22 protein-coding genes are annotated in these 25094 nt (G+C 51.0%); all 22 read right to left on the bottom strand.

The features are described 5' to 3' along the window. Positions 1–5: 5 nt before the first annotated feature. The gene (pqqB, locus tag OH31_RS13835) at positions 6–947 is read right to left on the bottom strand and encodes a pyrroloquinoline quinone biosynthesis protein PqqB (RefSeq protein WP_024931193.1); all 942 of its coding nucleotides are present in this window, start codon (positions 945–947) and stop codon (positions 6–8) included. A 290-nt stretch (positions 948–1237) separates the two neighbouring features. After that, complete coding sequence (locus tag OH31_RS13830) at positions 1238–2320, bottom strand: 3-deoxy-7-phosphoheptulonate synthase (RefSeq protein WP_024931192.1); 1083 nt, start codon at positions 2318–2320, stop codon at positions 1238–1240. Continuing rightward, positions 2317–3417: a histidinol-phosphate transaminase gene (gene hisC, locus OH31_RS13825; RefSeq protein ID WP_024931191.1), complete on the bottom strand. Its 1101-nt coding sequence runs from the start codon at positions 3415–3417 to the stop codon at positions 2317–2319. The genes OH31_RS13830 and hisC overlap by 4 nt, the downstream gene beginning before the upstream one ends. An 8-nt stretch (positions 3418–3425) precedes the next feature. Beyond that, a complete protein-coding gene (gene pheA, locus OH31_RS13820; RefSeq protein ID WP_019882425.1) occupies positions 3426–4508 on the bottom strand; it encodes a prephenate dehydratase in 1083 nt (360 codons plus the stop codon). 23 nt (positions 4509–4531) lie between these two features. Next, on the bottom strand, positions 4532–5611 hold the full coding sequence (gene serC / locus OH31_RS13815) for a 3-phosphoserine/phosphohydroxythreonine transaminase (protein WP_024931190.1): 1080 nt from the start codon (positions 5609–5611) through the stop codon (positions 4532–4534). An 8-nt stretch (positions 5612–5619) separates the two neighbouring features. After that, the gene (gyrA, locus tag OH31_RS13810) at positions 5620–8199 is read right to left on the bottom strand and encodes a DNA gyrase subunit A (RefSeq protein ID WP_024931189.1); all 2580 of its coding nucleotides are present in this window, start codon (positions 8197–8199) and stop codon (positions 5620–5622) included. Positions 8200–8437: 238 nt separating this feature from the next. Next, the gene (locus OH31_RS13805) at positions 8438–9625 is read right to left on the bottom strand and encodes an O-succinylhomoserine sulfhydrylase (protein WP_024931188.1); all 1188 of its coding nucleotides are present in this window, start codon (positions 9623–9625) and stop codon (positions 8438–8440) included. Positions 9626–9850: 225 nt separating this feature from the next. After that, positions 9851–11386 carry an amidophosphoribosyltransferase gene (gene purF / locus OH31_RS13800; protein WP_019882429.1) on the bottom strand — a complete coding sequence of 512 codons (1536 nt, stop codon included), beginning with the start codon at positions 11384–11386 and terminating at the stop codon, positions 9851–9853. A 31-nt stretch (positions 11387–11417) separates the two neighbouring features. Beyond that, positions 11418–11936: a CvpA family protein gene (locus tag OH31_RS13795; RefSeq protein ID WP_019882430.1), complete on the bottom strand. Its 519-nt coding sequence runs from the start codon at positions 11934–11936 to the stop codon at positions 11418–11420. An 8-nt stretch (positions 11937–11944) separates the two neighbouring features. Further along, entirely contained in the window at positions 11945–12715 is a 771-nt protein-coding gene (locus OH31_RS13790; protein WP_242402300.1) for an SPOR domain-containing protein, read from the bottom strand. A gap of 61 nt (positions 12716–12776) precedes the next feature. Then, complete coding sequence (gene folC / locus OH31_RS13785; protein WP_024931186.1) at positions 12777–14072, bottom strand: bifunctional tetrahydrofolate synthase/dihydrofolate synthase; 1296 nt, start codon at positions 14070–14072, stop codon at positions 12777–12779. Beyond that, positions 14072–14938, bottom strand: a complete 867-nt coding sequence (gene accD, locus OH31_RS13780; protein ID WP_024931185.1) for an acetyl-CoA carboxylase, carboxyltransferase subunit beta — start codon at positions 14936–14938, stop codon at positions 14072–14074. Before accD ends, folC begins: the two co-directional genes overlap by 1 nt. Positions 14939–14989: 51 nt before the next feature. Further along, positions 14990–15790 (bottom strand): tryptophan synthase subunit alpha, encoded by an 801-nt coding sequence (gene trpA / locus OH31_RS13775; protein ID WP_019882435.1) that lies wholly within the window; start codon positions 15788–15790, stop codon positions 14990–14992. Between the two features lie 96 nt (positions 15791–15886). Then, entirely contained in the window at positions 15887–17089 is a 1203-nt protein-coding gene (trpB, locus tag OH31_RS13770; protein WP_019882436.1) for a tryptophan synthase subunit beta, read from the bottom strand. Between the two features lie 22 nt (positions 17090–17111). Beyond that, positions 17112–17759, bottom strand: coding sequence for a phosphoribosylanthranilate isomerase (locus OH31_RS13765; protein ID WP_024931184.1), 648 nt, complete (start codon positions 17757–17759; stop codon positions 17112–17114). A gap of 17 nt (positions 17760–17776) precedes the next feature. Beyond that, on the bottom strand, positions 17777–18550 hold the full coding sequence (gene truA, locus OH31_RS13760) for a tRNA pseudouridine(38-40) synthase TruA (RefSeq protein WP_024931183.1): 774 nt from the start codon (positions 18548–18550) through the stop codon (positions 17777–17779). Positions 18551–18648: 98 nt separating this feature from the next. After that, positions 18649–21498, bottom strand: a complete 2850-nt coding sequence (locus tag OH31_RS13755; protein ID WP_024931182.1) for a FimV/HubP family polar landmark protein — start codon at positions 21496–21498, stop codon at positions 18649–18651. A 208-nt stretch (positions 21499–21706) separates the two neighbouring features. Further along, the gene (gene asd, locus OH31_RS13750; protein WP_024931181.1) at positions 21707–22819 is read right to left on the bottom strand and encodes an aspartate-semialdehyde dehydrogenase; all 1113 of its coding nucleotides are present in this window, start codon (positions 22817–22819) and stop codon (positions 21707–21709) included. Positions 22820–22863: 44 nt separating this feature from the next. Beyond that, positions 22864–22971, bottom strand: coding sequence for an entericidin A/B family lipoprotein (locus tag OH31_RS13745; protein WP_019882443.1), 108 nt, complete (start codon positions 22969–22971; stop codon positions 22864–22866). Positions 22972–22999: 28 nt separating this feature from the next. Next, positions 23000–23494 (bottom strand): YajQ family cyclic di-GMP-binding protein, encoded by a 495-nt coding sequence (locus tag OH31_RS13740; RefSeq protein ID WP_019882444.1) that lies wholly within the window; start codon positions 23492–23494, stop codon positions 23000–23002. A 102-nt stretch (positions 23495–23596) separates the two neighbouring features. Then, the gene (locus OH31_RS13735) at positions 23597–23908 is read right to left on the bottom strand and encodes a pyrimidine/purine nucleoside phosphorylase (protein ID WP_024931180.1); all 312 of its coding nucleotides are present in this window, start codon (positions 23906–23908) and stop codon (positions 23597–23599) included. An 84-nt stretch (positions 23909–23992) separates the two neighbouring features. Then, a complete protein-coding gene (leuB, locus tag OH31_RS13730; RefSeq protein WP_024931179.1) occupies positions 23993–25063 on the bottom strand; it encodes a 3-isopropylmalate dehydrogenase in 1071 nt (356 codons plus the stop codon). Between the last annotated feature and the right edge of the window lie 31 nt (positions 25064–25094).

Here is a 25094-nt window from a genome sequence, read left to right as displayed (position 1 = left end):
CTCTCCTATAGAATGATGTCCATGCCGTCGTACGCCACCTCAATCTTGTGTTGATCAAGCGTTGCGCGTTCGGCGGAATCTTCCCTTAAAATCGGGTTGGTGTTATTGATATGAATCAGCACCTTACGTACAGGCTTATCCTGACCAAACTTGTCCAACTCTTCTATCATACCGCCTGGGCCGGACTGTGGGTTATGACCAATACTGCGTGCAGTCTTGGTCATCAGGCCCATATCCAGCATCTCGGTATTGGTCCAGAACGTGCCATCGACCATAATGCAATCGGCCTGGTTCATCAAAGGCGGTAAATGTGGCTCGATTTCAGCCAGGCCAGGTGAGTACCAGCATTTTTTGCCGGTAGAAATTTCTTCAATCAACACGCCGATGGTGTCGCCAGGATGTGGGTCGTTACGGTGTGGTGAATATGGCGGTGCCGCACTCTTCAAGGCCACTGCAGTAAAGCGCAAGTTAGGCACGCCAGGGATTTCAAAACTGTGCGCGTTGCTGACATCATTGGCATCGATGGCAACTTCATGATGGTTAACGCCACAGTAATGGCCAAGGATATTCAAAATCTGGTTACCGGTGGTCAGGTCTTCGTAGACCATCTTAGTGCAGTAAATTTCACGTTTGACCTGACCCTCACGCAGCATGAACAGCCCGGTAGTATGGTCGATTTGCGCGTCAATCAATACAATGCCCTGAATGCCGGAATCACGAATGCCACGGCCAGGTTGCAACGGGGCAAATTCCTGGATTTGTTGCAATACATCAGGCGAAGCATTAAACAACACCCAGTCCACGCCATTGCTGGAGACACAAATCGATGATTGGGTGCGGCGTTTAGCCTTAATCGTGCCTTTGCGCAAACCATCACAGTTTTGACAATTACAGTTCCACTGCGGAAAGCCACCGCCAGCACCAGCCCCTAATACGTGTATATGCATAATCGCTCGTTATTCAATTCTATTCATTCATGTAAAGTTGCAAGACAGTTTCAAACTTCATCATACAACAATTGTTTGTGACTACTATGTGTTCATTGCAAGTCCTGTACAAGCTGCGTTTGCAATGTCTGTTAAGTAAGACTGGCATCATACGCATGCGTTGCATGAACAGCCTGCAACAGACAATGATTCCCTGCTCATGATTTTCATGAGCAGGCGTCAAATGGGATCATAACAGGCATAAAAAAGCCGCGCTCACTGGCGCGGCCGGTGTTTTGCCTGCTGATCGCTTACTCTTCAGCGGCCCGTTTTTCGCGACGTGCTTTGACAGATGCTGCCAGGATTTCCAATACAGTCACCGAGTCATCCCAGCCCAGGCAGGCGTCTGTAATCGATTGCCCATAATTCAGGCTGCAACCTGGCGAATGATCCTGGCGGCCTTCGTTCAAATGTGATTCCAGCATCACGCCAATAATGCGCGCATCACCCGCAGAGACTTGGCTGGCAACATCATCGACCACCGCGATCTGGTTTTTATATTGTTTTTGGCTGTTGCCATGACTGCAATCTACCATCAGCACAGGCGCCAGGCCGGCGTCCGCCAACTGGTCACACACTGCCGCCACACTTTGTGCATCATAATTAGGCGCTTTGCCGCCACGCAAAATCACATGGCAGTCTTCGTTACCCCTGGTGGCAAAAATGGCGGATTCGCCTTCTTTGGTCATCGACAAAAAGTGATGCGGGCTGGCAGCGGTTTTAATTGCATCAATGGCGACTTTGGCGCCACCATCCGTGCCATTTTTAAAGCCTACCGGGCAGGATAAGCCAGAAGCCAGTTCACGGTGGATTTGCGATTCTGTGGTGCGTGCACCAATCGCGCCCCAGCTCACCAGGTCGGCCGTATATTGTGGCGACACCACATCCAGGAACTCAGTCGCCGCCGGCATGCCAATCTCGTTCACATCCAGCAAGAAACGACGTGCTTTTTCCAGACCCAGATTAATGTCGTAAGTGCCATCCAGGTGCGGATCGTTGATCAGGCCTTTCCAGCCCACGGTAGTGCGCGGCTTCTCGAAATAAACGCGCATGACGATCAACAACTCACCTGCCAGGCGTGTGCGCACGTCCAGCAGGCGTTTAGCGTACTCCATACCGGCTTCGGTATCATGGATAGAACACGGGCCAACAATCACCAGCAGGCGGTCATCGCCCTGATGCAAAATGTGATGAATCGCAGTGCGTGTCTTCAGGATATTTTGCGTGCTGACCGTACTTTCCTGCAGGCGTGACAATAGTTCTGCCGGTTTCACTAGCGGCTTGATCTCCAGCACCCTTACATCATCGGTGGCTAATTTTTCGTATACAGTCATGACTTTAAAATCTTTTCCAGCACGTCTAAAAAGCGGGCATTTTCGCTAAACAACCCAATGCTGACGCGTAAATAATCCGGCATCTCGTAATTGGCGACCGGGCGCACAATCACCCCCTGCTTGAGCAAAGCCTGGTTCACCGCATTGGCATTGGTCACTTTAAAGCTGACAAAGTTGCCGTAGGATGGGATATAGCTCAAGCCCAGTTGCTCCAGCCCTTGTGTGATCTGTGTCATGCCCGCCTGGTTGGCAGCATAACTACGTGCTACAAAGTCCTCATCCTGCAAGGAGACGGTGGCAGCCACCTGCGCCAGGCTATTGACGTTAAATGGCTGCCGCACGCGGTTCATTAAGTCAGCCAGGGTGGCATGCATCAGGCCAAAACCCACGCGCAAGCCAGCCAGGCCATAGGCCTTGGAAAAGGTACGCGAAATAATCAGGTTTTCAAATTCTGCCAGCCAGCCAATCGCCTCAGACTTATCGACAGAAGACAAGTACTCGTCATAGGCTTCATCCAGCACCACCAGGATGTGCTTGGGCACTTGTTGCAAAAAGGCTTTTAAATCTGTTTTGCTGATCAGTGTGCCTGTTGGGTTATTTGGGTTGGCCACAAAAATCAGCTTGGTTTTAGGCGTGATCGCCTTAAAAAAACCTTGCAGGTCATGGCCAAACTCAACCGCAGGCACCACCACGCCAGTGGCGCCAACGGCTTGCGTCACCAACGGATACACCGCAAAAGCATGCTGTGAATAAATCGTTTCATCGCCTGCGCTTAGAAAAGCACGTGCTGCCAGTTCCAGAATATCGTTTGAGCCGTTACCGAACACAATCTGTGCCGGTTGTACGCCGTATTTCTGGCTCACGGCATCGCGCAAGGCAAAGCTGTTGCCATCCGGATAACGGGCAATCTCACAAATGGCTTCTTCTAATGCCATTTGTGCCTTTGGGCTCATGCCCAAGGGATTCTCATTAGAGGCTAACTTGACGATATCAGCTTCATTGAGCCCCATTTCGCGGGCTAATTCACTGATAGGTTTGCCACCCTGATATGGCGCGATGGCACGAATATTGGCAGGGGCTAATTCTGATAAAGACATAGATTGAATTAAATAATAGCGGTTGGGTAAGAGCCCAACACTTTGAGTAATGTGGCGCGTTCAGCGAGATCTTTGAGCGCTGCCTGTACGGATGGTTGCTGCTGGTGCCCTTCAATATCGACGAAAAACACGTAATTCCATAGATTTTGACGGGACGGACGGGACTCCAGCTTGGTCATGCTCACGCCATGGCGTGAAAATGGTTCCAGTAACTGCAATACCGCGCCAGGTTTGTTTTGTGCGCTCATGACCAGCGAGGTTTTGTCCTGGCCGGAAGGTGCCACGGCATGATTACCCACCACCAGGAAGCGTGTGGTGTTTTTCGGATCATCTTCGATGTTTTCGGCCAGGATATGCAAATCGAATAAATCGGCCGCACGTTTACTGGCAATCGCCGCCGCAAACGTGCCTTCACTCGCCACCAGCTCGTGGATCATTTGCGCCGCACGTGCATTGCTGGTCACCGCTTCACGCGCAGCATTTGGCAGGTGTTTATTTAGCCACTCATGGCATTGCGACAATGATTGTGCGTGAGAGAATACATGACTGATCTGGCGGATATCCTGCTGTGCGGACAACAAGCAGTGATGCACAGGCAAGGTAATCTCGCCAATGACCTGTAATGGACTGGACAACAATAAATCCAGTGTAATGCCAACGGCGCCTTCGGTAGAGTTTTCTACCGGCACCACGCCGTAATCGGCCTGCCCCGCTTCTACGGTACGAAACACTTCATCAATGCTCGCGCACACCACAGCCTGACGGCCTTCACCAAACTGCTTGAGTGCCGCCTCTTCGCTATAAGTGCCCAAGGGGCCCAGAAAAGCAATCGACAGCTCTTTTTCCAGTGCGCGACAATTGGACATCACGGCACGAAAAATATGACTCACCGCCTCAGGCGCCAATGGCCCCTGATTCTCTGACTGCAGGCGTCGAATCACTTGTGCTTCACGCTCAGGGCGATAAATCACCCCGTCATCTTTCAAGTGCCCGATTTCGCGTGCAAGCGCTGCGCGCTCATTGACAAGCGCCAGCATCTGCGTATCAATCGCATCAATTTTGTCTCTAAATTGTTTTAATAAATCAGACATTTGAAATTAATATTTAATGTAATTTATGAATGACTTTTTTCGAATTCTTGCATGAATTCGACCAAGGCTTTCACACCTTCAATTGGCATGGCATTGTAAATGCTGGCCCGCATGCCGCCTACTGAGCGATGGCCTTTTAATTGCAGCAAGCCACGTGCATCAGCTGCTTTCAAAAAGGCGTCATTGAGGCTTTCGTCACGCAAACGGAATGGAATATTCATGCGTGAGCGGTAAGCATGTTCGATGTTATTGTCATAAAACTCGGTTTGATCCAGGTAGTTGTATAACAAATCAGCCTTGGCAATATTGATTTTCTCAATCGCCTCTACGCCACCCTGCGCCAGCAACCACTCAAAGACCAGGCCAGCAATATAAATGCTGTAGGTTGGCGGTGTGTTAATCATGCTCTGGTTATCCGCCTGCGTTTTCCAGTGGAATACCGCCGGTGTTAACGGAGAGGCTTGCGCCAGCAAATCTTCACGCACAATCACCAGGCATAAACCTGCCGGGCCGATATTTTTTTGCGCACCACCATAAATCACACCATATTTGGAAACATCAATCGGGCGTGACAGGATATGTGAGGACATGTCCGCCACAATCGGCACGCCATGCGTGTCAGGGACATCCAGAAACTCGACACCGTTAATCGTTTCGTTGGTGCAGTAATGCACATAGGCCGCGTCTTTATTAAGCGTCCAGTCAGCAAAAGCGGGCACCGTCGTAAAGCCACCGACTTCAGCACTGGCGGCGATATTAATCTGACCGTAGGCTTTGGCATCTTCTACGCTGCGCTTGCTCCAGGAGCCTGTCACCACGTAATCCGCAGACTTACCGTTAAGCAAGTTCATCGGAATGATGGCATTTTCCCCAATTGCGCCGCCCTGCAAAAACAAGACTTTGTAATTGGCCGGGATGGACAGCAATTGGCGCAAATCAGCTTCGGTTTTTTCCAGGATACTGGTGAATTCTTTGCCGCGATGCGACATTTCCATCACGCTCATGCCAGAGCCATGCCAGTCAAGCATTTCGGCTTGCGCGCGCTCCAGCACTGGTTTAGGAAGCACTGCCGGTCCGGCAGAAAAGTTAAAGATCTGTTTCATGCGTGTGTTTATTCTTCGTTCTCGTCGCTCTCGACACCATCATCGTCAGTTTCTACAATTTTCTCCAGTCCTGACAACTTCTCACCTTCACCCAGGTTGATCAGGGTGACACCTTGTGCAGCACGACCCATATCGCGGATTTCCTTGACGCGGGTACGGATTAATACGCCACCGGTGGTAATCAGCATAATTTCATCTTCTGCCGTCACTAGTCTGGCCGCAACAGCCAAACCATTGCGTTCACTGATGGCAATCGCTTTCACGCCTTGTGTGCCGCGACCAGAATGGCGGAACTCGGACAATACAGTACGCTTGCCGTAACCATTTTCTGTTGCCACCAACACAGACTGTTGATCATTCTCAGCAATCAGCAAGGACAATACCTGCTGTTTGACCGCCAGCTTCATGCCGCGTACACCACGTGTTGCGCGGCCCATTGGACGGACGTCATCCTCCGTGAACCAGACGGCTTTACCACCATTGGAAACCAGCACAATGTCGTTCTGACCATTGGTCACTTCGGCACCGATCAGGTAATCACCTTCATCCAGGTTAATAGCGATAATGCCGGACTTACGTGGGTTAGCGAATTCCGTCAGCGCTGTTTTCTTCACAGTGCCCTTGGCTGTCGCCATAAATACGTAGTGACTCTCGTCGAACTCTTTCACCGGCAGGATGGCGTTGATTTTCTCGCCCTCTTCCAACGGGAACAGGTTTACAATCGGTTTGCCACGGCTGACACGGCTGCCTTGCGGTACTTCATAAACTTTTAGCCAGTAAACTCGGCCACGGCTGCTAAAACACAGGATGTAGTCATGCGTATTCGCGACAAACATCTTGTCGATAAAGTCGTCTTCTTTAGTCGCAGCCGCCTGTTTGCCACGACCGCCACGACGCTGTGCACGATACTCATCCAGCGGCTGGGATTTAACATAGCCAGTATGCGATAACGTCACCACCACATCTTGTGGCGTAATCAGGTCTTCGAGTGACAAATCTTGCGTGTTCTGCTCAATCTCGGAACGACGTTTGTCACCAAACTGTTTCTGGATTTCGTTCAGTTCTTCGACAATAATCGCGGTCACGCGCTCTGGCTTGGCCAGGATATCCAGCAAGTCGGCGATGACATCCATTACTTCTTTGTATTCGTTGACAATCTTGTCCTGTTCCAGGCCTGTCAGGCGTTGCAAGCGCATTTGCAGAATTTCCTGCGCTTGTACATCAGACAATCTATAGCCTTTTGGCGTCATGCCAAAATCGACAGACAAGCCCTCTGGACGCGAAGCTTCCATGGCAGCACGTTTGAGCATTTCCTCAACTACCGGAGAGTTCCAGCTGCGCGCCATCAACTCTTTTTTCGCTTCTGGCGGTGTTGGCGCGGCTTTGATGATGGCAATCATCTCGTCCACGTTGGCCAGTGCTACAGCCAAGCCTTCCAGCACGTGGCCGCGATCACGCGCCTTGCGCAGTTCGAACACGGTACGACGTGTCACTACTTCGCGGCGATGACGCAAGAATGCTTCCAGCATCTGCTTCAGGTTGAGCAAGCGTGGCTGGCCGTCCATCAGCGCCACCATGTTCATACCGAATGTATCTTGCAGCTGTGTCTGTTTGTAGAGGTTGTTTAGAATCACCTCTGGCACTTCGCCACGCTTCAGCTCAATGACGACGCGCATACCTGACTTGTCAGATTCGTCACGCAGATCAGAGATACCTTCAATTTTTTTCTCGTTAACCAGTTCGGCGATTTTTTCAATCAGCGTTTTCTTGTTAACCTGGTAGGGCAATTCATCAATAATGATGGACTGGCGCCCGCCTTTTTCCAAATCTTCAAAGTGGGTGCGGCCACGCATCACCACACGGCCACGGCCAGTGCGGTAACCTTCTTTCACCCCTACCGTGCCATAAATAATACCCGCAGTCGGGAAGTCAGGCGCCGGAATCAACTCGATCAACTCATCAATAGTGATTTCAGGATTTTTCAACAACGCGAAACAGGCATTCAGCACTTCATTCAGGTTGTGAGGCGGAATATTGGTCGCCATACCCACCGCAATACCCGAGCTGCCGTTAATCAGCAGGTTGGGAATACGCGCCGGCATAATCAGAGGCTCATGCTCACTACCATCGTAGTTAGGGCCAAAGTCGACGGTTTCCTTGTCGATATCTGCCAGTAACTCGTGGGCAATTTTGGACATGCGGATTTCGGTATACCGCATCGCCGCTGCATTGTCGCCATCAACCGAACCGAAGTTACCCTGGCCATCGACCAGCATGTAACGCAGGGAGAAATCCTGCGCCATACGTACGATGGTGTCATACACCGCAGTGTCGCCGTGCGGGTGGTACTTACCGATCACGTCACCAACAATACGGGCAGATTTTTTATAAGGCTTGTTGTAGTCATTGGACAGCTCGTGCATGGCAAACAGCACGCGTCTGTGCACAGGTTTTAAACCATCACGCACATCGGGAAGCGCACGGCCCACAATCACGCTCATGGCGTAATCGAGATAGCTGCGGCGCATCTCGTCTTCTAAGCTGATAGGCAGGGTTTCTTTAGCAAATTGATCTGGAGACTGACTCATTCTTGACCCAATTTATAGTTAAAAGTTATCACGCGATTTTAGCATATTTAGCGCAATCCGGCGCGCCTAATCGCGGCTGACAGGCCAATCGGGCAAAACTGAAAGGGAGTGATGATGCAAACCAGAGACGCGGACAACATTGAGGATGCACTGACGAACTATTTCTGTCAGCGCCAGTGAATGATGCTAAAAAAGGAATTTTAGAAAGCCGCGCAAATGAATGCGCGGCGCCATGAATTTAAAACTGGGTCAGCAATTGCAAATCAGCTTTTAAATCTTCAACATGCTCCAGTCCCACGGCAATCCGGACCAGGTTATCCTTGATGCCAGCTTCGACCCGCGCTTCGGCACTGACGCGACTGTGCGTGGTGGTAGCAGGATGCGTAATCGTCGATTTGGCATCGCCCAAATTGGCGGTGATGGAAATCAGGCGTGTCGCATCAATAAGAGCCCATGCAGCTTCTTGTGCTGTTTGGCCAGCACGTGGCTTCACTTCAAAGGTCACAATACCGCCGCCCAAGCGCTGCTGCTTTTGCGCGAGTGCGTATTGCGGATGCGATGGCAAGCCGGGGTAATAGACGCGCGCTACCCCAGGCTGTTGCTCCAGCCATTGCGCCAAAGCCAGGGCACGTGCGGCATGTGCGTCCATGCGCACTTGCAAGGTTTCCAACCCTTTGACGAACACCCAGGCATTAAAGGCACTCATGGTCACGCCTGCCGTGCGCAAAAAGGCATACACCGGCTCAATCAGCGCCTTGCTGCCTAGCACCGCGCCTCCCAATACCCTGCCCTGACCATCGATATATTTGGTGGCAGAATGGATGACAATATCAGCTCCCAGCTTGAGCGGTCGTTGCAATGCTGGCGTGCAAAAGCAGTTATCAACCGCCAGATAGGCGCCAGCCGCATGCGCAAGCTCCGCCAGCTTGGCAATATCACCGACTTCGGTCAGCGGGTTTGAAGGTGTTTCAGCAAAAAACAGCTTGGTATTCGGCTTGGCAGCCGCTTTCCAGGCATCCACATCTGTCAGGGAAACCAGCGTCACTTCCAGACCCCAGCGTTTCAGGATATTGGTGAATAATTGCACCGTTGTCCCAAAAATACTGCGCGATGCCACAATATGATCACCTGCACTGCAAATGCCCATGATGCAGGCGAGAATTGCAGACATACCACTCGAGGTTGCCACACACTGCTCTGCGCCTTCCAATGCGGCCAGTTTATCCTGGAACATGGTGACTGTCGGATTAGTAAAGCGTGAGTAAATATTGCCGGGCTCGGTGCCGCCAAATCGCGCTGCAGCTTGCGCTGCATTTTTAAAGCGGAAGCTGGAATTTAAAAACAGGGCCTCTGAGTTTTCGCCAAACTCGGTGGTCAAAGTGCCAGCACGCACAGCCAGCGTTTCCAAATGGTATTGATCGTTCATGATTCCTCAAACTTCTGTCCGGTGCGGACATTCCTGCACAAGCATCCTGACTTGCGCTCTGGACAATAAAAAACCCGTTTCAGCATTGCGCTAAAACGGGTCTTTGGGGCTCTCGCTTTAGCGGTATTTATAATGCGCTCGCAAGCTGAGTTTGGCTTCGTTTAAAGTTCGCCACTCAAATCAGCGCAATTTCATTAAACGCCTTTTGCTGGCGCCTGTCAACTTTTACTCGGCACCGACCAGGTCTGTAGATAACAGATTCAAATCCAGCTGCGTGGTCGAGTTAGGCGGCAATTGCTTTTTATTCATATCACTGCGCGCAGACTCAATACGGTTTAAGTAAGCCGCATCAATATCGCCAGTGACATACTTGCCATCAAAACAACTACAGTCAAATTCAGTCATGTGCGGATTGGACTTGGCAATGCTTTCACGCAAGGCATCCAGGTCCTGGTAAATCAGCGCATCAGCACCGATTTCGGCACAAATCTCTTCATCGGTACGATTAGTCGCCAACAACTCATGACGGCTAGGCATATCAATGCCATATACGTTTGGATAACGCACTGGCGGCGCCGCTGAAGCGAAGTAAACCTTGTTTGCGCCTGCATCACGTGCCATTTGCACGATTTGCTGCGAGGTGGTGCCACGCACAATAGAGTCATCTACCAGCAATACGTTTTTGCCCTTGAACTCAATGCCGATCGGGTTCAGTTTCTGGCGCACGGATTTTTTACGCAAGGCCTGGCCCGGCATAATAAATGTGCGGCCGATATAGCGGTTTTTGATAAAGCCTTCACGGTAATCCAGACCCAAGGCAATCCCTAATTGCAATGCACTCGGGCGGCTGGTATCCGGGATAGGAATCACCACATCAATTTTTTTATCCGCCCATTCGCGTTTAATCTTTTCGGCCAGCAAGGTACCCATGTCCAGGCGGGTCTGGTAAACAGAGACACCATCGATCACTGAGTCAGGGCGTGCCAGGTAAACGTATTCAAAAATACAGGAGGTCAGTTTTGGATTCGTTGCGCATTGACGACTGAATAAATTGCCGTCCATATCGATAAATACCGCCTCACCTGGCTCAACATCACGCACCATGGTGAAACCCAGTACATCCAGTGCGACGCTTTCAGAGGCGATAATATATTCAGTCCCCTTGTCGGTCACTTGCTTGCCAATCACCAGAGGGCGAATACCATGTGGGTCACGGAAGGCCAGCAAACCAAAGTTGGCGATCATCGCCACCACGGCATAAGCCCCCTTACAACGTCTGTGCACGCCAGCAACGGCATCAAACACCATATCGCTATTGAGCAAGGCGTTTTTGGATGTGCTCTCAATTTCATGTGCCAGCACGTTTAACAACACTTCTGAGTCAGAGTTGGTGTTGATGTGACGCAAGTCTTGCCTGAACATTTCAGACTTGAGTTGCTCGGAGTTGGTCAGGTTACCGTTATGGCCCAAGACGATACCGAAGGGTGAGTTGACATAGAACGGCTGTGCCTCAGCAGCACTAGACGAGCCTGCTGTCGGATAACGCACATGGGCAATACCCACATTACCGACCAGATTGCGCATATGGCGTGTGTGAAATACATCTTTCACCAGACCATTGTTTTTATGCATGTGGAAAGTGTTGCCATCACAAGTGACGATACCAGCGGCATCCTGACCACGGTGCTGTAATACCAGCAATCCGTCATACAACAACTGATTCACCGGGTTCTTGCCTACAATACCGATAATTCCACACATAGCGACATCCTATCAAACACTTGATTACAAATTAAATGGCAGATTCATCTACCCGCTGATGATCCAAATGTACGTGCCTAGCAATACTAGATGGCATCCATGGCAGTAATTTCAAGACCAACGCTTCTACTGGCGCACTGAATGTTGCATTTGTCCAGCGCGGATCCTTGGGCAAATCCGTCATGGCAGCCAGCATCACCAGGATACAGACCACCAACACGCCTTTAACAATACCAGCCAAACCGCCGAGTACTCTGTTCAGCCCGCCCAAACCGACCGCCTTGATCAAGGTAGTCAGCAACAAGGCGAGCAAGGCACTGACAAACAGCACCAGTAAAAACACCACTAAAAAAGCCGCCATGGCTTTTACCGCCTCGCCAGGAATCTGCTCTGGCATATAGGTGATGACCTCACCGTTAAAACGATTCGCCAGGTAAAAAGCCAGCACCCACCCCACTACAGAAAACAGCTCACGGATGGCGCCGCGCATCAGCCCGACCAAAATGGAGAAGCCGATAATGCCTAATACCAGATAATCAAAAACAGTCATGGCCTATATCAGGATTTGCTGGCCACAATACCGCTAAACCCGGCCGCTTCCAGTTTTTTCAAGGCAGCTGCCGCATCATTACGGGTAGCATAGGTACGCGTACGCAAGCGTAGTTTCTGACCAGCTGCATCCACTTTTTCGGTGGCTGACTCGAATCCTGCCTGCTTCAGCTTGCCTTGCAGGGTTTCCAGGTTTTTCGGGTCAGAGAACACGCCAAACTGCACAAAGAACTTACCAGTTTTTTTATCGGATGCAACAGGCTCTTCTTTAGTTTCAGGCTTGATTGCCGCAACTTTGGGTTCAACTTTGGGTTCAACTTTGGGTTCAACTTTGGGTTCAACTTTGGGTTCAACTTTGGGTTCAACTTTGGGTTCAACTTTGGGTTCAACGGTTGGTACGGGTTTAACTGGTGCAGGCGCGACAACAGGCTTGGCAGGCTCTGTTTTTACCTGTTTTTGTGGCGTTGCTACTACTGCGGGCGCAGAAACTGGCGCTTCTTCAATATTAGCCTCAGCCACTTCGGAAGCATTATTTTCTGATGTATTGGCCGCTGGTGCAGCTTCGTTATCCAATACAACTTCATCATCAGGTAACTCAAGGATAGGCTCACGGTTGGCCTGGCGATTCACCACCGTAATTTCAACGTTATCATGGCTGGATTCGATCACCCGGTCTTTAAGCACAAAGGGCAATACAATCAGCATCAAAACCACCAGGGTGATCGCACCTACCAACCGCCTGCGGGCAGTTTTCTTGAGCAACAGTTCGTTGTCTGTCAAAGCATCTCTCGCCATACTGTTTTGAGGTTCACATTCAGTTCTATGTATACACGTGGCGTTTTTACGCAACCCACTGATCAGGCGTTAATTCGAGTATTGCAGCTACAGTGAAGAATGAGCCGAACACAATAATTTTATCATTTTTTGCCGCATTTTTATAAGCCGTTCGCAATGCGGCGGGTAAATCAGCATGCAGGTGAATATGGGCCCGCGGCACTTTCTGACTTAAGCACGCTTGCAAGTAATCAAGCGCTGCTGCGCGCGGATGCTGGATGGGGGCAATATGCCACGTATCAATTACCGGGTGCAGGATGTCCACTACGCTGGCAATATCCTTATCAGACAACATGGAGAATACAGCAATCACCTGGCCGCCATCGGCACTCAGGCGCTGCAAGTTGTCACATAATGCGCGCGCAGCATGTGGGTTATGTGCCACATCCAGAATAACATCCGGCGCGTGCTGCAAGTATTGAAAACGGCCAGTGACCTCTGTGCCGGTTAACGCCTGCAACAGTTGACCTTCCGTGACTGGCAATGTTGCTTGCAAAGCACGCCCGGCAAATATTACGCTCGCGGCATTATTCCACTGGTAATGCCCAAACAAGCGCAGGTTGCCTATATCCAGCTGCCCTTGTGCATCCCGATAGTGTGCGTATTGGGTATCCGAGATATCAATCTGGTAATCCACGCCAAAACGGTTTAACTTTACCGCCAGCGTATCGGCATGCGCCAATAATGACGCTGGCGGCGCCACATCGCCGCAAATGGCAATCTGCTGCTGGCGATAAATGCCCGCCTTTTCGTGACCGATTAATTCGCGGGTATCGCCCAGAAACTCCATATGATCGAGATCAACATTGGTGACAATGGCGCAATCGGCATCGACAATATTCACCGCGTCCAGGCGCCCGCCCAGACCAACCTCAAGAATAACGACATCCAATGGCTGTTGCTCAAAGGCCCATAATGCCGCCAACGTACCCATTTCAAAATAGGTCAGTGTGATATCCCCACGTGCCTGCTCTACGGCGGCAAAGGCCTCACACAGCAACGCATCGGTAATGACATTGCTATTGAAACGAACACGCTCCTGATAATGCACCAGATGTGGCGAGGTATAACAGCCTACCTGGTAACCGGCAGCGCTATAAATACGTTCCAGCATGGCGCAGGTAGAGCCTTTGCCATTGGTACCACCAACGGTGATAACGGTAAACGGAAATTCTAGCTGCAGGCGTGCAGCGACTGTTTGCACCCTGCCCAAGCCCATCTCGATGGATTTGGGGTGCAGGGATTCGATGTAGCCGAGCCAATCCTCAACTGTTTGGGGAAGCTCGGGTATCACAAGTGGCATCAGGCAGCTTTGGTAATATTCAAGAAACTGGACAATACCTGGCTCAGTTTGGCACGCATTTCACGGCGATCAACAATCATATCGATGGCACCATGCGTCAGCAGGAACTCTGCGCGCTGGAAGCCTTCAGGCAAGGTCTCACGTACCGTTTGCTCAATCACGCGCGGGCCGGCAAAACCAATCAGCGCATTCGGTTCGGCCACAATCACATCCCCCAGCATGGCAAAGCTGGCTGACACACCGCCCATGGTCGGATCCGTCAACACGGAGACATATGGCAATCCGGCTTCAGACAGCTTGGTCAACGCGGCACTGGTTTTAGCCATTTGCATCAACGACAACAGGCCTTCTTGCATACGTGCACCGCCACTGGCAGAAATACAGATAAATGCAGACTTGTGCTGAATGGCATCTTGTACACCGCGTACGAAGCGCTCGCCAACAACAGAGCCCATGGAGCCGCCCATAAACTTGAATTCAAATACGGCAGCAACCACCGGCACGCCCTCAACCGTGCCACGCATCACAATCAGCGCATCTTTTTCTTTCACATCACGCTGGGCAGTTTTCATGCGCTCGGCGTAAGTTTTACTGTCTTTAAACTTTAAGGCATCCACCGGCGTGACGTCAGCGCCAATTTCAACACGGCCTTCTGCATCCAGCAATACATCCAGGCGAGCACGTGCGCCGAGACGGTGGTGATGACCACACTGCGGACACACTTCCAGGTTGGCATCCAGGTCAGTACGGTAAAGTACTGTTTGGCAGGCATCACATTTATGCCATAAGCCTTCTGGCACATTACGTTTTTGTACCGAGCCAACAGCACGTTTAATTTTTTGTGGAATCTTGTCTAACCAACTCATAGCTTCTCCTGCTTTTATATTGCGATATGCTGAAAACCTGAATACACCGGTCTATACAGAATCAATCGCCGTACGCAATTCTTTCGTTAATGTCTGCACATTGGCAATCAGGTTGTCGGCATTAGCGCTTTCAATCGCCAATACCATACGACTACCCACCACCACCGCATCGGCAATCGCCGCTACTTCACGTGCAGTCGCCGCGTCTTTGACACCAAAACCCACACCAATCGGCAAGCTGGTCTGCTGACGAATTTCTGCCACGCGTTTTTTCACCTCGACAATATCCAGGTTAGCCGCCCCCGTCACACCCTTGAGCGAGACATAATACAAAAAGCCTGTCGCCTGCTTCACGATCAATTCAGTACGTGATGGCTCGGTGGTAGGTGACAGCAGGAAAATACTATCAATATCCGCGCCTGCCAGTTCCTGGTTAAAGACTTCACACTCTTCAGGCGGATAATCAACCGTGAGCACGCCATCGACACCAGCCTCTTTCGCCAAGGCAACGAACTGGGTACTCCCCATCGCTTCAATCGGGTTGGCGTATCCCATCAGTACGATAGGCGTTGTTTGGTTGGTTGCGCGAAACGCTTTCACCATGGCCAATACTTTACGCAAGCCCATCTTGTGTACCAATGCACGTTCACTGGCGCGCTGGATTACCGGGCCATCCGCCATTGGATCAGAAAACGGCACACCCAGCTCAATCATATCGGCACCCGCTTCTACCAACGCATGCAACAAAGGCACCGTTTGATCAGGATGCGGATCGCCCGCTGTAATGTAGGGAATCAGTGCCTTTTTACCTTGTGCCTTGAGGGTGGCAAATACAGATTGAATGCGGGACATAAGAATGCTTTTTTAATTAATTCAAATAATGACAGTGGATCTGCAATGCATGGCTGCGCGGATGCGTTCGACAAGCGCAGTCATGCAGGCAAAAGGTCACAGGGTAATATTAGCCAAACGTGCCACGGTGTTAATGTCTTTGTCACCACGGCCAGACAGATTTACCAGCACCACCTGATCCGGAGACATGGTTCTGGCCAGTTTCTCAGCATGCGCCAAGGCGTGACTGGATTCCATCGCGGGGATAATGCCTTCAGTACGGCACAGGTTATGGAAAGCCGTCATGGCTTCCTCATCGGTAATCGCCACGTATTCAGCGCGCTTGATGTCTTTTAACCAGGCATGCTCAGGGCCAACGCCAGGATAATCCAGGCCGGCAGAGATCGAGTGCGTTTCAATAATATTGCCATCTTCATCTTGCATCAGGTAGGTACGGTTACCGTGCAACACACCGATCGGGCTATTCGCCGTTAATGGTGCCGCATGCTGGCCAGTGCTCAAACCATGACCGCCCGCTTCAACGCCAATCAGGCGCACACCTTCGACGTCAATATATGGATAGAAAATACCCATGGCATTGGAGCCGCCGCCGACACAGGCGACGATGGCATCTGGCTGACGCCCTATCATTTCCTGCATTTGATCTTTCGCTTCGATACCAATGACGGCCTGGAAATCGCGCACCATCATCGGGTAAGGATGTGGACCTGCCACAGTACCGATAATGTAGAAAGTATTGGAGATATTGGTCACCCAGTCACGCATGGCTTCATTCAATGCGTCTTTCAGGGTTTTTGAGCCACTTTCGACGGGCACCACAGTGGCGCCCAGCAGCTTCATGCGGAACACATTTGGCGCCTGGCGTTTGACATCCTCGGCTCCCATATAGACCACGCACTCCAGGCCCAGGCGGGCAGCAATCGTCGCGGTCGCCACGCCATGTTGCCCGGCACCGGTTTCCGCAATCACACGCGGCTTCCCCATGCGTTTGGCCAGCAACGCCTGGCCAATCGTATTATTGATTTTGTGCGCGCCGGTATGGTTTAAATCTTCACGCTTAAGATAGATTTGTGCTCCGCCCACTTTTTCAGACAGGCGTTTAGCATGGTAAATCGGGCTGGGACGGCCAACGAAGTGCTTGAGATCATAAGCAAATTCAGCCAGAAACTCAGGATCGTGACGGTATTTTTCATACATTACCCGCAGTTCTTCCAAGGCTTCCACCAGGGTTTCTGCGACAAAAACGCCACCAAAAGGGCCAAAATGACCGCGCTCATCTGGCATGTCATAGACTTGCATGCGTTACTCCGTATCTCGTTTTCTACTCAAACCGCCCATTACGTGCAGCATCACACTGCACCACCTGCTGCATGAATGCAGCTATTTTTTGCGGGGATTTTATCCCCTTTTGTGCTTCTACCCCGCCACTCACATCCAATGCATAAGGCTGCACCTGACGCTTGGCTTGCATGACATTTTCCGGATTTAAACCACCGGCCAATATCAATGGCTTTTGCAAACCTGCAGGGATTAGCGACCAGTCAAATGCCTCCCCTGTACCACCCACCGCTTTCTCAGAGTAGGTATCCAGCAACAAGGCTGAAGCTGACGCAAAATCAAGCTCGCATTGTACCAAATTTACCCCTGGTTTGACGCGGATTGCTTTGTAATATGGCAGATTAAATTGTGCGCAATAGTCTGCCGTCTCATCACCATGAAACTGCAAACAATCCAGCGCTGCACTTGCGATCACTTGCTGCACGTCTTCAACCGATGCATTTACAAACAGGCCAACTTTGCTTACAAAGGGCGGGAGCACTGCCATGATTGCCTGTGCTTGTGCCGCCGTGACCGCGCGTGGGCTAGGCGCATAAAACACAAAGCCCAACGCATCCGCGCCTGCAGCAATCGCTGCCAATGCATCTTCCAGGCGGGTGATTCCGCAAATTTTTACCCGGGTTCTTGTCATATGATTAATTACTCTCTTTAATCCCAGTGTGCCTCACACATTGGCAATTGCCAACTGTCGTCGTACTCGACACCGGTAAAATACAATCCATCCGGCATAAACGTGGGCGGTGACAGGCGCCTGTCTTTATGTTGCAGCAAATCGGTAAACGCGGCCGGACTTAACTTGCCCTGCCCGACATAGACTAACGCGCCCACCATATTACGAATCTGGTGCTGTAAAAAGGCATTCGCCTTAAAACTGAAAATGATGTATCGCCCATGTTGTGTAATATCGGCACGATGCATCGTGCGTATTGGCGTGCTGGCCTGGCACTCACTGGCACGAAAAGCGCTAAAATCATGCTCGCCCACTAAGCCAGGCACTGCCTGTTGCATCAATGCAATATCCAGCGGCCTGTGGTACCAGCCCACACGCCCGTGCTGGCTGGCTGGCGCCACAGCATGATTATGCAACACATACTGGTAGCTGCGCGCACGGGCACTAAACCTGGCATGAAAATCCTCAGCCACCTCAACCGCCCACAATATACGCACCCAGGCTGGCAAGTGCGCATTTGTGCCACGCACCCAGGCACTCAATGGTCTGACAACTGAAGTTTCAAAATGCGCCACTTGCATCAAGGCATGCACGCCTGAGTCGGTACGTCCGGCCGCATGTAAACGGACTTTTTCACCGCCGACCTGCTCAATGGCTCGCTCGATGGCATCTTGTACGCCTGCGGCATTTGGCTGACTTTGCCATCCTTGAAAATAGGCGCCGTGATATTCAATGCCAATCGCAATTTTCATGGCGCCTAGTATAAGGGCTGTCTGTAATTACGCCAAATCAGGCCACACTGCCGGTGAGTGGCAGTGAAAATGAACAAGGCCGGGAACCCGGCCTTGATTTACACTAATTTTGCCAGTAATTCGCTGGCTCGTTGCCGCTGACGCTCGCCACCTTCTGCGATCACCTCATCGATCAGTTCCTTGGCGCCCACCACATCTTCCATGTCAATATAGGCTTGAATCAAATCAAGTTTGGTGTTCACTTCTTCCGGTTCATCGGCGATCTCCTCAGCACTTGCCGTACCGCGATCGGCGACATCCAGGGATATCTCAGGGAAAGCAATACTATCGGCTGCGGCCTCTACGGCAGGTGTTTCATTTAACGCAGCATCCGCAGAGCCCAGGCTAATTTCCTCAATTTCCAGAGCATCGTCACTCACACGCTCGCCAATCGCATCATTCGGGCCGCCCAGCTCCAGTGACAACTCAGGCAATGAGTCAAACACGGCATCCTCACTCGACAGCGTTTGCTCACCAGTGGTTGCTGACAATGGCTTGCTGCTTGCAGCCTCTGCACTTTGCGGAACATCATCCAGGTTTAGCGAAGGCAAATCCAGGGCTTTAGGTGTCAGTGCGAGGTCATCATCAACATTTAAAGTATCGCTGACATCATCACTGGTTGGCTCTACACTTGCCACTGAGGCTGGTTCAACCTCAAAGCGTAGCGAATCCGCAGTACTGATAGCATCCTCTGAGAACGCAAGCGTTGTGTCATCTGCACGCTGAGTGGCTGGTTCGCTCGTAAACGTATCAAGCGCTAACGCATCGTCATCGCTTGTGGCAGGTAACGCATCAGCACTGGCAGCCGCCACGGCTTCTGAAGCCCCATCAAACTCCAAGGCAGGCGCTTCAAAGTTAAAGTGATATGCATCTTCTTCATTTTGTGTTTCTGCGACTGGCAGCACGGTTGCATCAGCTAAAGGTGCAACATCACTGACTGCTGCTGGCGTGGCCTGATATAGCGTGTTCTCAGGATCCAGTTTCTGCCCCATGGCGCTGACTTTGGACCAGGCAGCATCTGCCGGACCAGCTTTGGCATAGACATCACTGGCCAGGGACTCAAACGCAGCTTTATTACCCGTTGTCTGATAAATTTCCAGCAACTTCAACTTGAGCTCCTGACGCTCGGGATCTTTCTGAATCGCGTCTTTCAGAATCTCCTCAGCTTGTGCATCACGACCATAGGCCATGTACACTTCTGCTTCGGCAATCGGATCCACATCGTGCGAATCTATCATGCCACCGACACCGCTTTGCGAGAAATCCGTTAGGAAAGAAGTGTCGCCAGAAGCGGCAGCTTGCGTATCCCCGAACACCGTATTGTTCTGCATTTCGGTGGCTGGTGACGTGACAATCACATCTTCAAAATTATCGATTTGTTTTTTACGGCGAATACGGATCAATGCCCAGACACACAACAATACTGGCAAGGCGATCAATGCCAATGGCAACACCGGGCTGATGTTTTTCAGGCGTTCCAGCAATACATGCATAAACGAAGGCTGCTGTACAGTCTCTGCTGCGGGTTCCTCTACAGGCAACTCAGGCTTGGCTGGCTCTGCAGTTGGTGTCGGTTTTTCCGGCACAACCGCGGCTGGTGGCACTTTGGTTTGCTCTGCAGGCGCTTTGGCAGCCTGCTCCAACGGTTTTGGCTCTACTTTTGCATCAGGTTTTACTTCTGCTTTTGGCTCAGTTGCTGCCTGCGCAGCATTTTTCTCAGCCTGCGCCATGGCGCTATTCTTCATTTCCATCAGCTTTTTCATGTCTGCGACTTGTTTTTCAAGCGCCGCAGCACGAGACTGCTCCTCTTTGATGGCATTCGCTTTAGCGGTCGCATCCTCTGCTGCCGCTGATGCTTTAGCTGCGGCCTTGTCAGCTTGCGTGGTTGACTTAGCGTCACCGGCAGACAGCTTCAATACATCTTTGCCTGGTTTGGCTTGAGGCGCTGGTTTCTCACCTGCTGCACCAATCTTGCCTGCAGATTGCTGTGTATTGCCACCAGTTTGGCTAGCTTCGCTTTCCTTGACCACTTTTGCCAGTGAATTTTTATAGGCCTGCCAGTTGGTCGCATGCTCGGCAATCAGGCTTTTTGCCTGCGGGCGACTGACACTATCCAGCGTAGCCTGATCTGGCATGCGAATAATCTTGCCCACCTTAAGGCGATTCATGTTTTTACCATCAAACGCCTGCTGGTTAGATTGGTAAAGTGCCACCAGCATTTGCTCCACGCTGACGTTATCAGGCTTCATTTGCCTGGCAATGGCATAAAGCGTATCACCACGCTCAGTAGTCAACGCTTGCTCGGCGTTCGCAGCCTCATCCGCTGCCACCTGTTTCGGTGCGGGCACCGCTGCAGGCTTAGATTGTCGAGGTTTACTGGGTTCGGACCTGGGCTCTGGGGCGGGCTGCTGACTTGTCTCTGGCACTCGCGCCGTATTATTGGTAGTGGCTGGTGGCACTGACTGGCCTGTCACAGGTAATCCGGCCGATTCAGAAACATAATTAGAGTTAAAACCAGGCGGATCCAGTAACAAGGTGTATTCCTTGACCAGACGTCCGGTCGGCCAATCTACCTGAATCAACATATCCAGGAAGGCTTCGGTAATCGGCTGTGAGCTTGTCAGCTTAAGGATAGGCTGACCTTTGGTGTTGTTACCCACTTCAATTTTAATAAACGGATAAGAAGCCGGCTTTTCCAGCATCTGGTCCTGATAGACCTGCTCGCTGGCCAGTGTCGCCTGAATGCTGTTGAGCTCGGCTGGTGTCACCGCCAACAGCTCAATTTCCGCATTGAGCGGCTCACCAAGTTTTGAGCTGGAAATCATGCTACCCAAACCGGCAGCATGCGCCGAGAGGGCCGTACTCAAACTCAAGGCAAAGGCTATTTTTTTTAATTGAAATTTACTCACCGATTAACCCTTATTCATTCATGGCGCTTGTCAAAATAGCATCATTCACACAGCCACGCAAGCACGCCCAGGCGGCTTGGGAGCAATAAATACACCGATTTGAGGCTATAGTCCCCATTAAACCGCATTATATAAAAAGCAAAAGCCCGAAAAGACCATGATTTCATTAATAAATCATGGCTTTACGGGCCGCTATTTAATCAATTACTTAAGCTTCTACCAGAATTCTCAACATTCTGCGCAAAGGCTCTGCTGCCCCCCACAATAACTGGTCGCCCACCGTGAAAGCGGACAGGTATTCGCCACCCATCGCCAGTTTGCGCAAACGGCCTACCGGCGTGGTCAGTGTGCCGGTAATCGCCGCTGGCGTGAGCTCGCGCATACTGATCTCACGCTCGTTAGGAATCACCTTGGCCCATTCGTTGGCTTCGGCCAGCATCTGGTTGATTTCATCCAGTGGCACATCTTTGCGCAGCTTGAGTGTCAACGCCTGCGAGTGGCAGCGCATGGCACCAATGCGTACACATAAACCATCGATCACGATCGGGTTGGCTTCACGGCCTAAAATCTTGTTGGTTTCAACGCCGCCCTTCCACTCTTCTTTGCTTTGGCCATTACCCAGGTCTTTATCAATCCATGGGATCAGGCTGCCAGCCAGGGGCACACCAAAATTAGCGGTTGGCAGCGCTTCACTACGAATCGTCTCCGCCACCGTTTTGTCGATTTGCAGGATCGCAGAGGCAGGATCTGCCAGCAAGCCAGCCACAGAGGCATTCACCACCCCCATCTGGCTAATCAGCTCACGCATATTCTGAGCACCTGCACCTGAAGCCGCCTGGTAAGTCATGGATGTCGCCCACTCCACCAGATCAGCCTTAAACAGGCCGTTTAATGCCATCAGCATCAAAGACACGGTACAGTTACCGCCAACCCAGTTATTGCCGCCATTGGCTAATGCATCTTTAATGACATGCATATTGACCGGGTCTAAAATGATCACGGCGTCTTGCTCCATGCGCAAGGTTGAAGCCGCATCAATCCAGTGACCACGCCAGCCAGTCGCACGTAATTGCGAGAACACCTCACTGGTGTAATCGCCACCCTGGCAAGTCACAACCACGTCCATCTGACGCAAAGCGTTGATATCCCTGGCATCTTTTAATGCAGGAGAATCTTTACCCACTTTAGGTGCAGCACCACCTGTTTGCGAAGTCGTGAAAAATTGCGGCTCGATATCCGCAAAATCATTTTCCTGCATCATGCGCTGCATCAGCACGGACCCAACCATGCCGCGCCAGCCTACAAACCCTACTTTTAACATAGTGACTCGATATTTCAGCCGGATCATCCGGCATTAACAATAAATTATTTGGACGATTTCTGAACAGCTTCACCCGCTTGTTCAATATCTTTACCCATGCCATTAATGGTGTTGCAGCCTGCTAACACCAACACCGTCAATACTAATGTCATCCATTTCGCCATATTATTCTCCCAATGACTAATCCCTGAAGTTACCGTATTTCAATGGGAAATCGGTAATACTTTTTTTCACAAATGCGATCGCCTCTTGCAGTACATCGCGCTTGGCACCATTGACACGTACCGTATCCCCCTGGATGCTCGCCTGTACCTTCATGCCGCTATCTTTAATCAGCTTGGTGATTTTCTTGGCCAGGTCGCTATCAATGCCATCACGCACATGCAGCTCTTGCTTCACCTTGTTGCCTGAGACTTTTTGCACATCCTTGTGCTCCAGGCGCTTGGATGACTCAGGCTCTTTTTTTTCCATGGCTGGCAACAAGATGTCTTTCACCTGATCCAGCTGAAAGTCGTTGTCACCAAATAAGGTAATCACTTTGTCTTTTTCGTTAAAATCGACTTTGGCCGACGTGCCCTTGAAGTCATAACGATTGGTGATCTGCTTGACAGAAGCATCAATCGAATTTTTCAAATTGACCATATCGACTTCAGACGTAATATCAAAACTTGGCATATTTTAAAACCTCACAAGCGACGGCAGGACAAGGCGCAAGCGCGCAGACAGTACATTCAGTACGGCAAGCGCTTGCAACGCGGCCCTGCCGAGCAATCACAATTACTCGAAGTGGCAGACGTAGTCTACTGTCTCCAACACTTCAATATCGAAGCTGGAGTTACCAGGCACGGTGAATTTCTCGCCGCCCTTATAGGTTGTCCAGTTATCTTCGTCTTTTTGACGGACTTTGCACACGCCATCATTAATTTCCATCAACTCTGGTGAGCCGGTGTTAAAGGTCAATGTGCTAGGAAAAATCACGCCCACGGTACAGCGTGTGCCATTCGGGAACAACACCGTGTGGCTCACACATTTACCATCGAAATAAACGTTGGCTTTCTTTTTTACGCTGACATTATCAAATTGTGCCATTTTTAAATTCCTAATCAATACTAGTTACGACTATATCTTAAAACTGAACGGGCGGCATGAACAGCGCCGCCCGCAGAGCCTGCTTTACATGGCAGCGACGATCTGGTCACCCATTTCAGAGCAAGAAACTTTCTTGGTGCCCTCTTCGTAGATATCACCCGTGCGGTAGCCTGCTGCCAATACTTTTTTCACTGCATTTTCAATGCGGGTCGCGGCCGCTTCATTATCAAAGCTGTAACGCAACATCATCGCCACTGACAGAATCGTCGCAATCGGGTTGGCCAGGTTCTTGCCAGCAATATCCGGCGCAGAACCATGTGATGGCTCATACAAGCCTTTTTTGCTTTCATTCAAGGAAGCAGACGCCAGCATGCCGATAGAGCCGGTCAGCATCGAAGCTTCATCAGACAAGATGTCACCAAAAATGTTGCCGGTAACCATGACATCAAACTGCTTAGGATTACGAATCAGCTGCATGGCGGCATTGTCGACGTACATATGGCTCAACTCCACTTCCGGATACTCTTTAGCCACATCAATGACGATCTCTTTCCAGAACTCAGTGGTTTCCAGCACGTTGGCCTTGTCCACAGAACACAACTTCTTGCCACGCTTCATGGCGATGTCAAAAGCCACATGCGCAATGCGACGCACTTCAGGCTCGCTGTAAATCATGGTGTTGAAACCTTCACGCACGCCCTGCTCGTTAGTGCGCATGCCGCGTGGCTGGCCGAAATAAACGTCACCAGTCAGTTCACGCACGATCATGATATCCAGGCCTGCCACTACTTCTGGTTTCAAGGTAGAGGCATTCGCCAGCTCAGGAAACAGTACGGCAGGACGCAGGTTAGCGAACAAACCCAAGTCCTTGCGGATAGCTAGCAAGCCGCGCTCAGGACGCAATGGGCGGTCCAGGTTGTCGTACTGCGGACCACCGACGGCGCCCAGCAAGACGGCGTCAGCTTTACGACAGACCTCTTGCGTAAACTCAGGGTATGGATGACCGAACTGGTCATAAGCCTGGCCGCCCAAAGGCGCTTCCGTAAAGGTCATGTCCAGGCCGTCTTTTTTCAATACTTCCAGTACGCGCAACGCTTGCGCAATAATTTCCGGGCCAATGCCATCACCTGGCAATACAGCAATATTTAATGCCATTTAAAAATTCCTTTTATTTTTTGATGCATTC

Origin of the sequence: Methylophilus sp. OH31, assembly GCF_000576615.1 — a bacterium.
Classification (GTDB): domain Bacteria; phylum Pseudomonadota; class Gammaproteobacteria; order Burkholderiales; family Methylophilaceae; genus Methylophilus.
The sequence above is the reverse complement of the archived record's forward strand: the minus strand, read 5'-3'. Positions and strand labels throughout refer to the sequence as shown.

Coding starts and splice junctions, on each gene's coding strand:
- pqqB (WP_024931193.1), bottom strand. CDS start 947: ATGCATATACACGTATTAGGGGCTGGTGCTGGCGGTGGCTTTCCGCAG.
- OH31_RS13830 (WP_024931192.1), bottom strand. CDS start 2,320: ATGACTGTATACGAAAAATTAGCCACCGATGATGTAAGGGTGCTGGAG.
- hisC (WP_024931191.1), bottom strand. CDS start 3,417: ATGTCTTTATCAGAATTAGCCCCTGCCAATATTCGTGCCATCGCGCCA.
- pheA (WP_019882425.1), bottom strand. CDS start 4,508: ATGTCTGATTTATTAAAACAATTTAGAGACAAAATTGATGCGATTGAT.
- serC (WP_024931190.1), bottom strand. CDS start 5,611: ATGAAACAGATCTTTAACTTTTCTGCCGGACCGGCAGTGCTTCCTAAA.
- gyrA (WP_024931189.1), bottom strand. CDS start 8,199: ATGAGTCAGTCTCCAGATCAATTTGCTAAAGAAACCCTGCCTATCAGC.
- OH31_RS13805 (WP_024931188.1), bottom strand. CDS start 9,625: ATGAACGATCAATACCATTTGGAAACGCTGGCTGTGCGTGCTGGCACT.
- purF (WP_019882429.1), bottom strand. CDS start 11,386: ATGTGTGGAATTATCGGTATTGTAGGCAAGAACCCGGTGAATCAGTTG.
- OH31_RS13795 (WP_019882430.1), bottom strand. CDS start 11,936: ATGACTGTTTTTGATTATCTGGTATTAGGCATTATCGGCTTCTCCATT.
- folC (WP_024931186.1), bottom strand. CDS start 14,072: ATGCCACTTGTGATACCCGAGCTTCCCCAAACAGTTGAGGATTGGCTC.
- accD (WP_024931185.1), bottom strand. CDS start 14,938: ATGAGTTGGTTAGACAAGATTCCACAAAAAATTAAACGTGCTGTTGGC.
- trpA (WP_019882435.1), bottom strand. CDS start 15,790: ATGTCCCGCATTCAATCTGTATTTGCCACCCTCAAGGCACAAGGTAAA.
- trpB (WP_019882436.1), bottom strand. CDS start 17,089: ATGCAAGTCTATGACATGCCAGATGAGCGCGGTCATTTTGGCCCTTTT.
- OH31_RS13765 (WP_024931184.1), bottom strand. CDS start 17,759: ATGACAAGAACCCGGGTAAAAATTTGCGGAATCACCCGCCTGGAAGAT.
- truA (WP_024931183.1), bottom strand. CDS start 18,550: ATGAAAATTGCGATTGGCATTGAATATCACGGCGCCTATTTTCAAGGA.
- asd (WP_024931181.1), bottom strand. CDS start 22,819: ATGTTAAAAGTAGGGTTTGTAGGCTGGCGCGGCATGGTTGGGTCCGTG.
- OH31_RS13745 (WP_019882443.1), bottom strand. CDS start 22,971: ATGACATTAGTATTGACGGTGTTGGTGTTAGCAGGCTGCAACACCATT.
- OH31_RS13740 (WP_019882444.1), bottom strand. CDS start 23,494: ATGCCAAGTTTTGATATTACGTCTGAAGTCGATATGGTCAATTTGAAA.
- OH31_RS13735 (WP_024931180.1), bottom strand. CDS start 23,908: ATGGCACAATTTGATAATGTCAGCGTAAAAAAGAAAGCCAACGTTTAT.
- leuB (WP_024931179.1), bottom strand. CDS start 25,063: ATGGCATTAAATATTGCTGTATTGCCAGGTGATGGCATTGGCCCGGAA.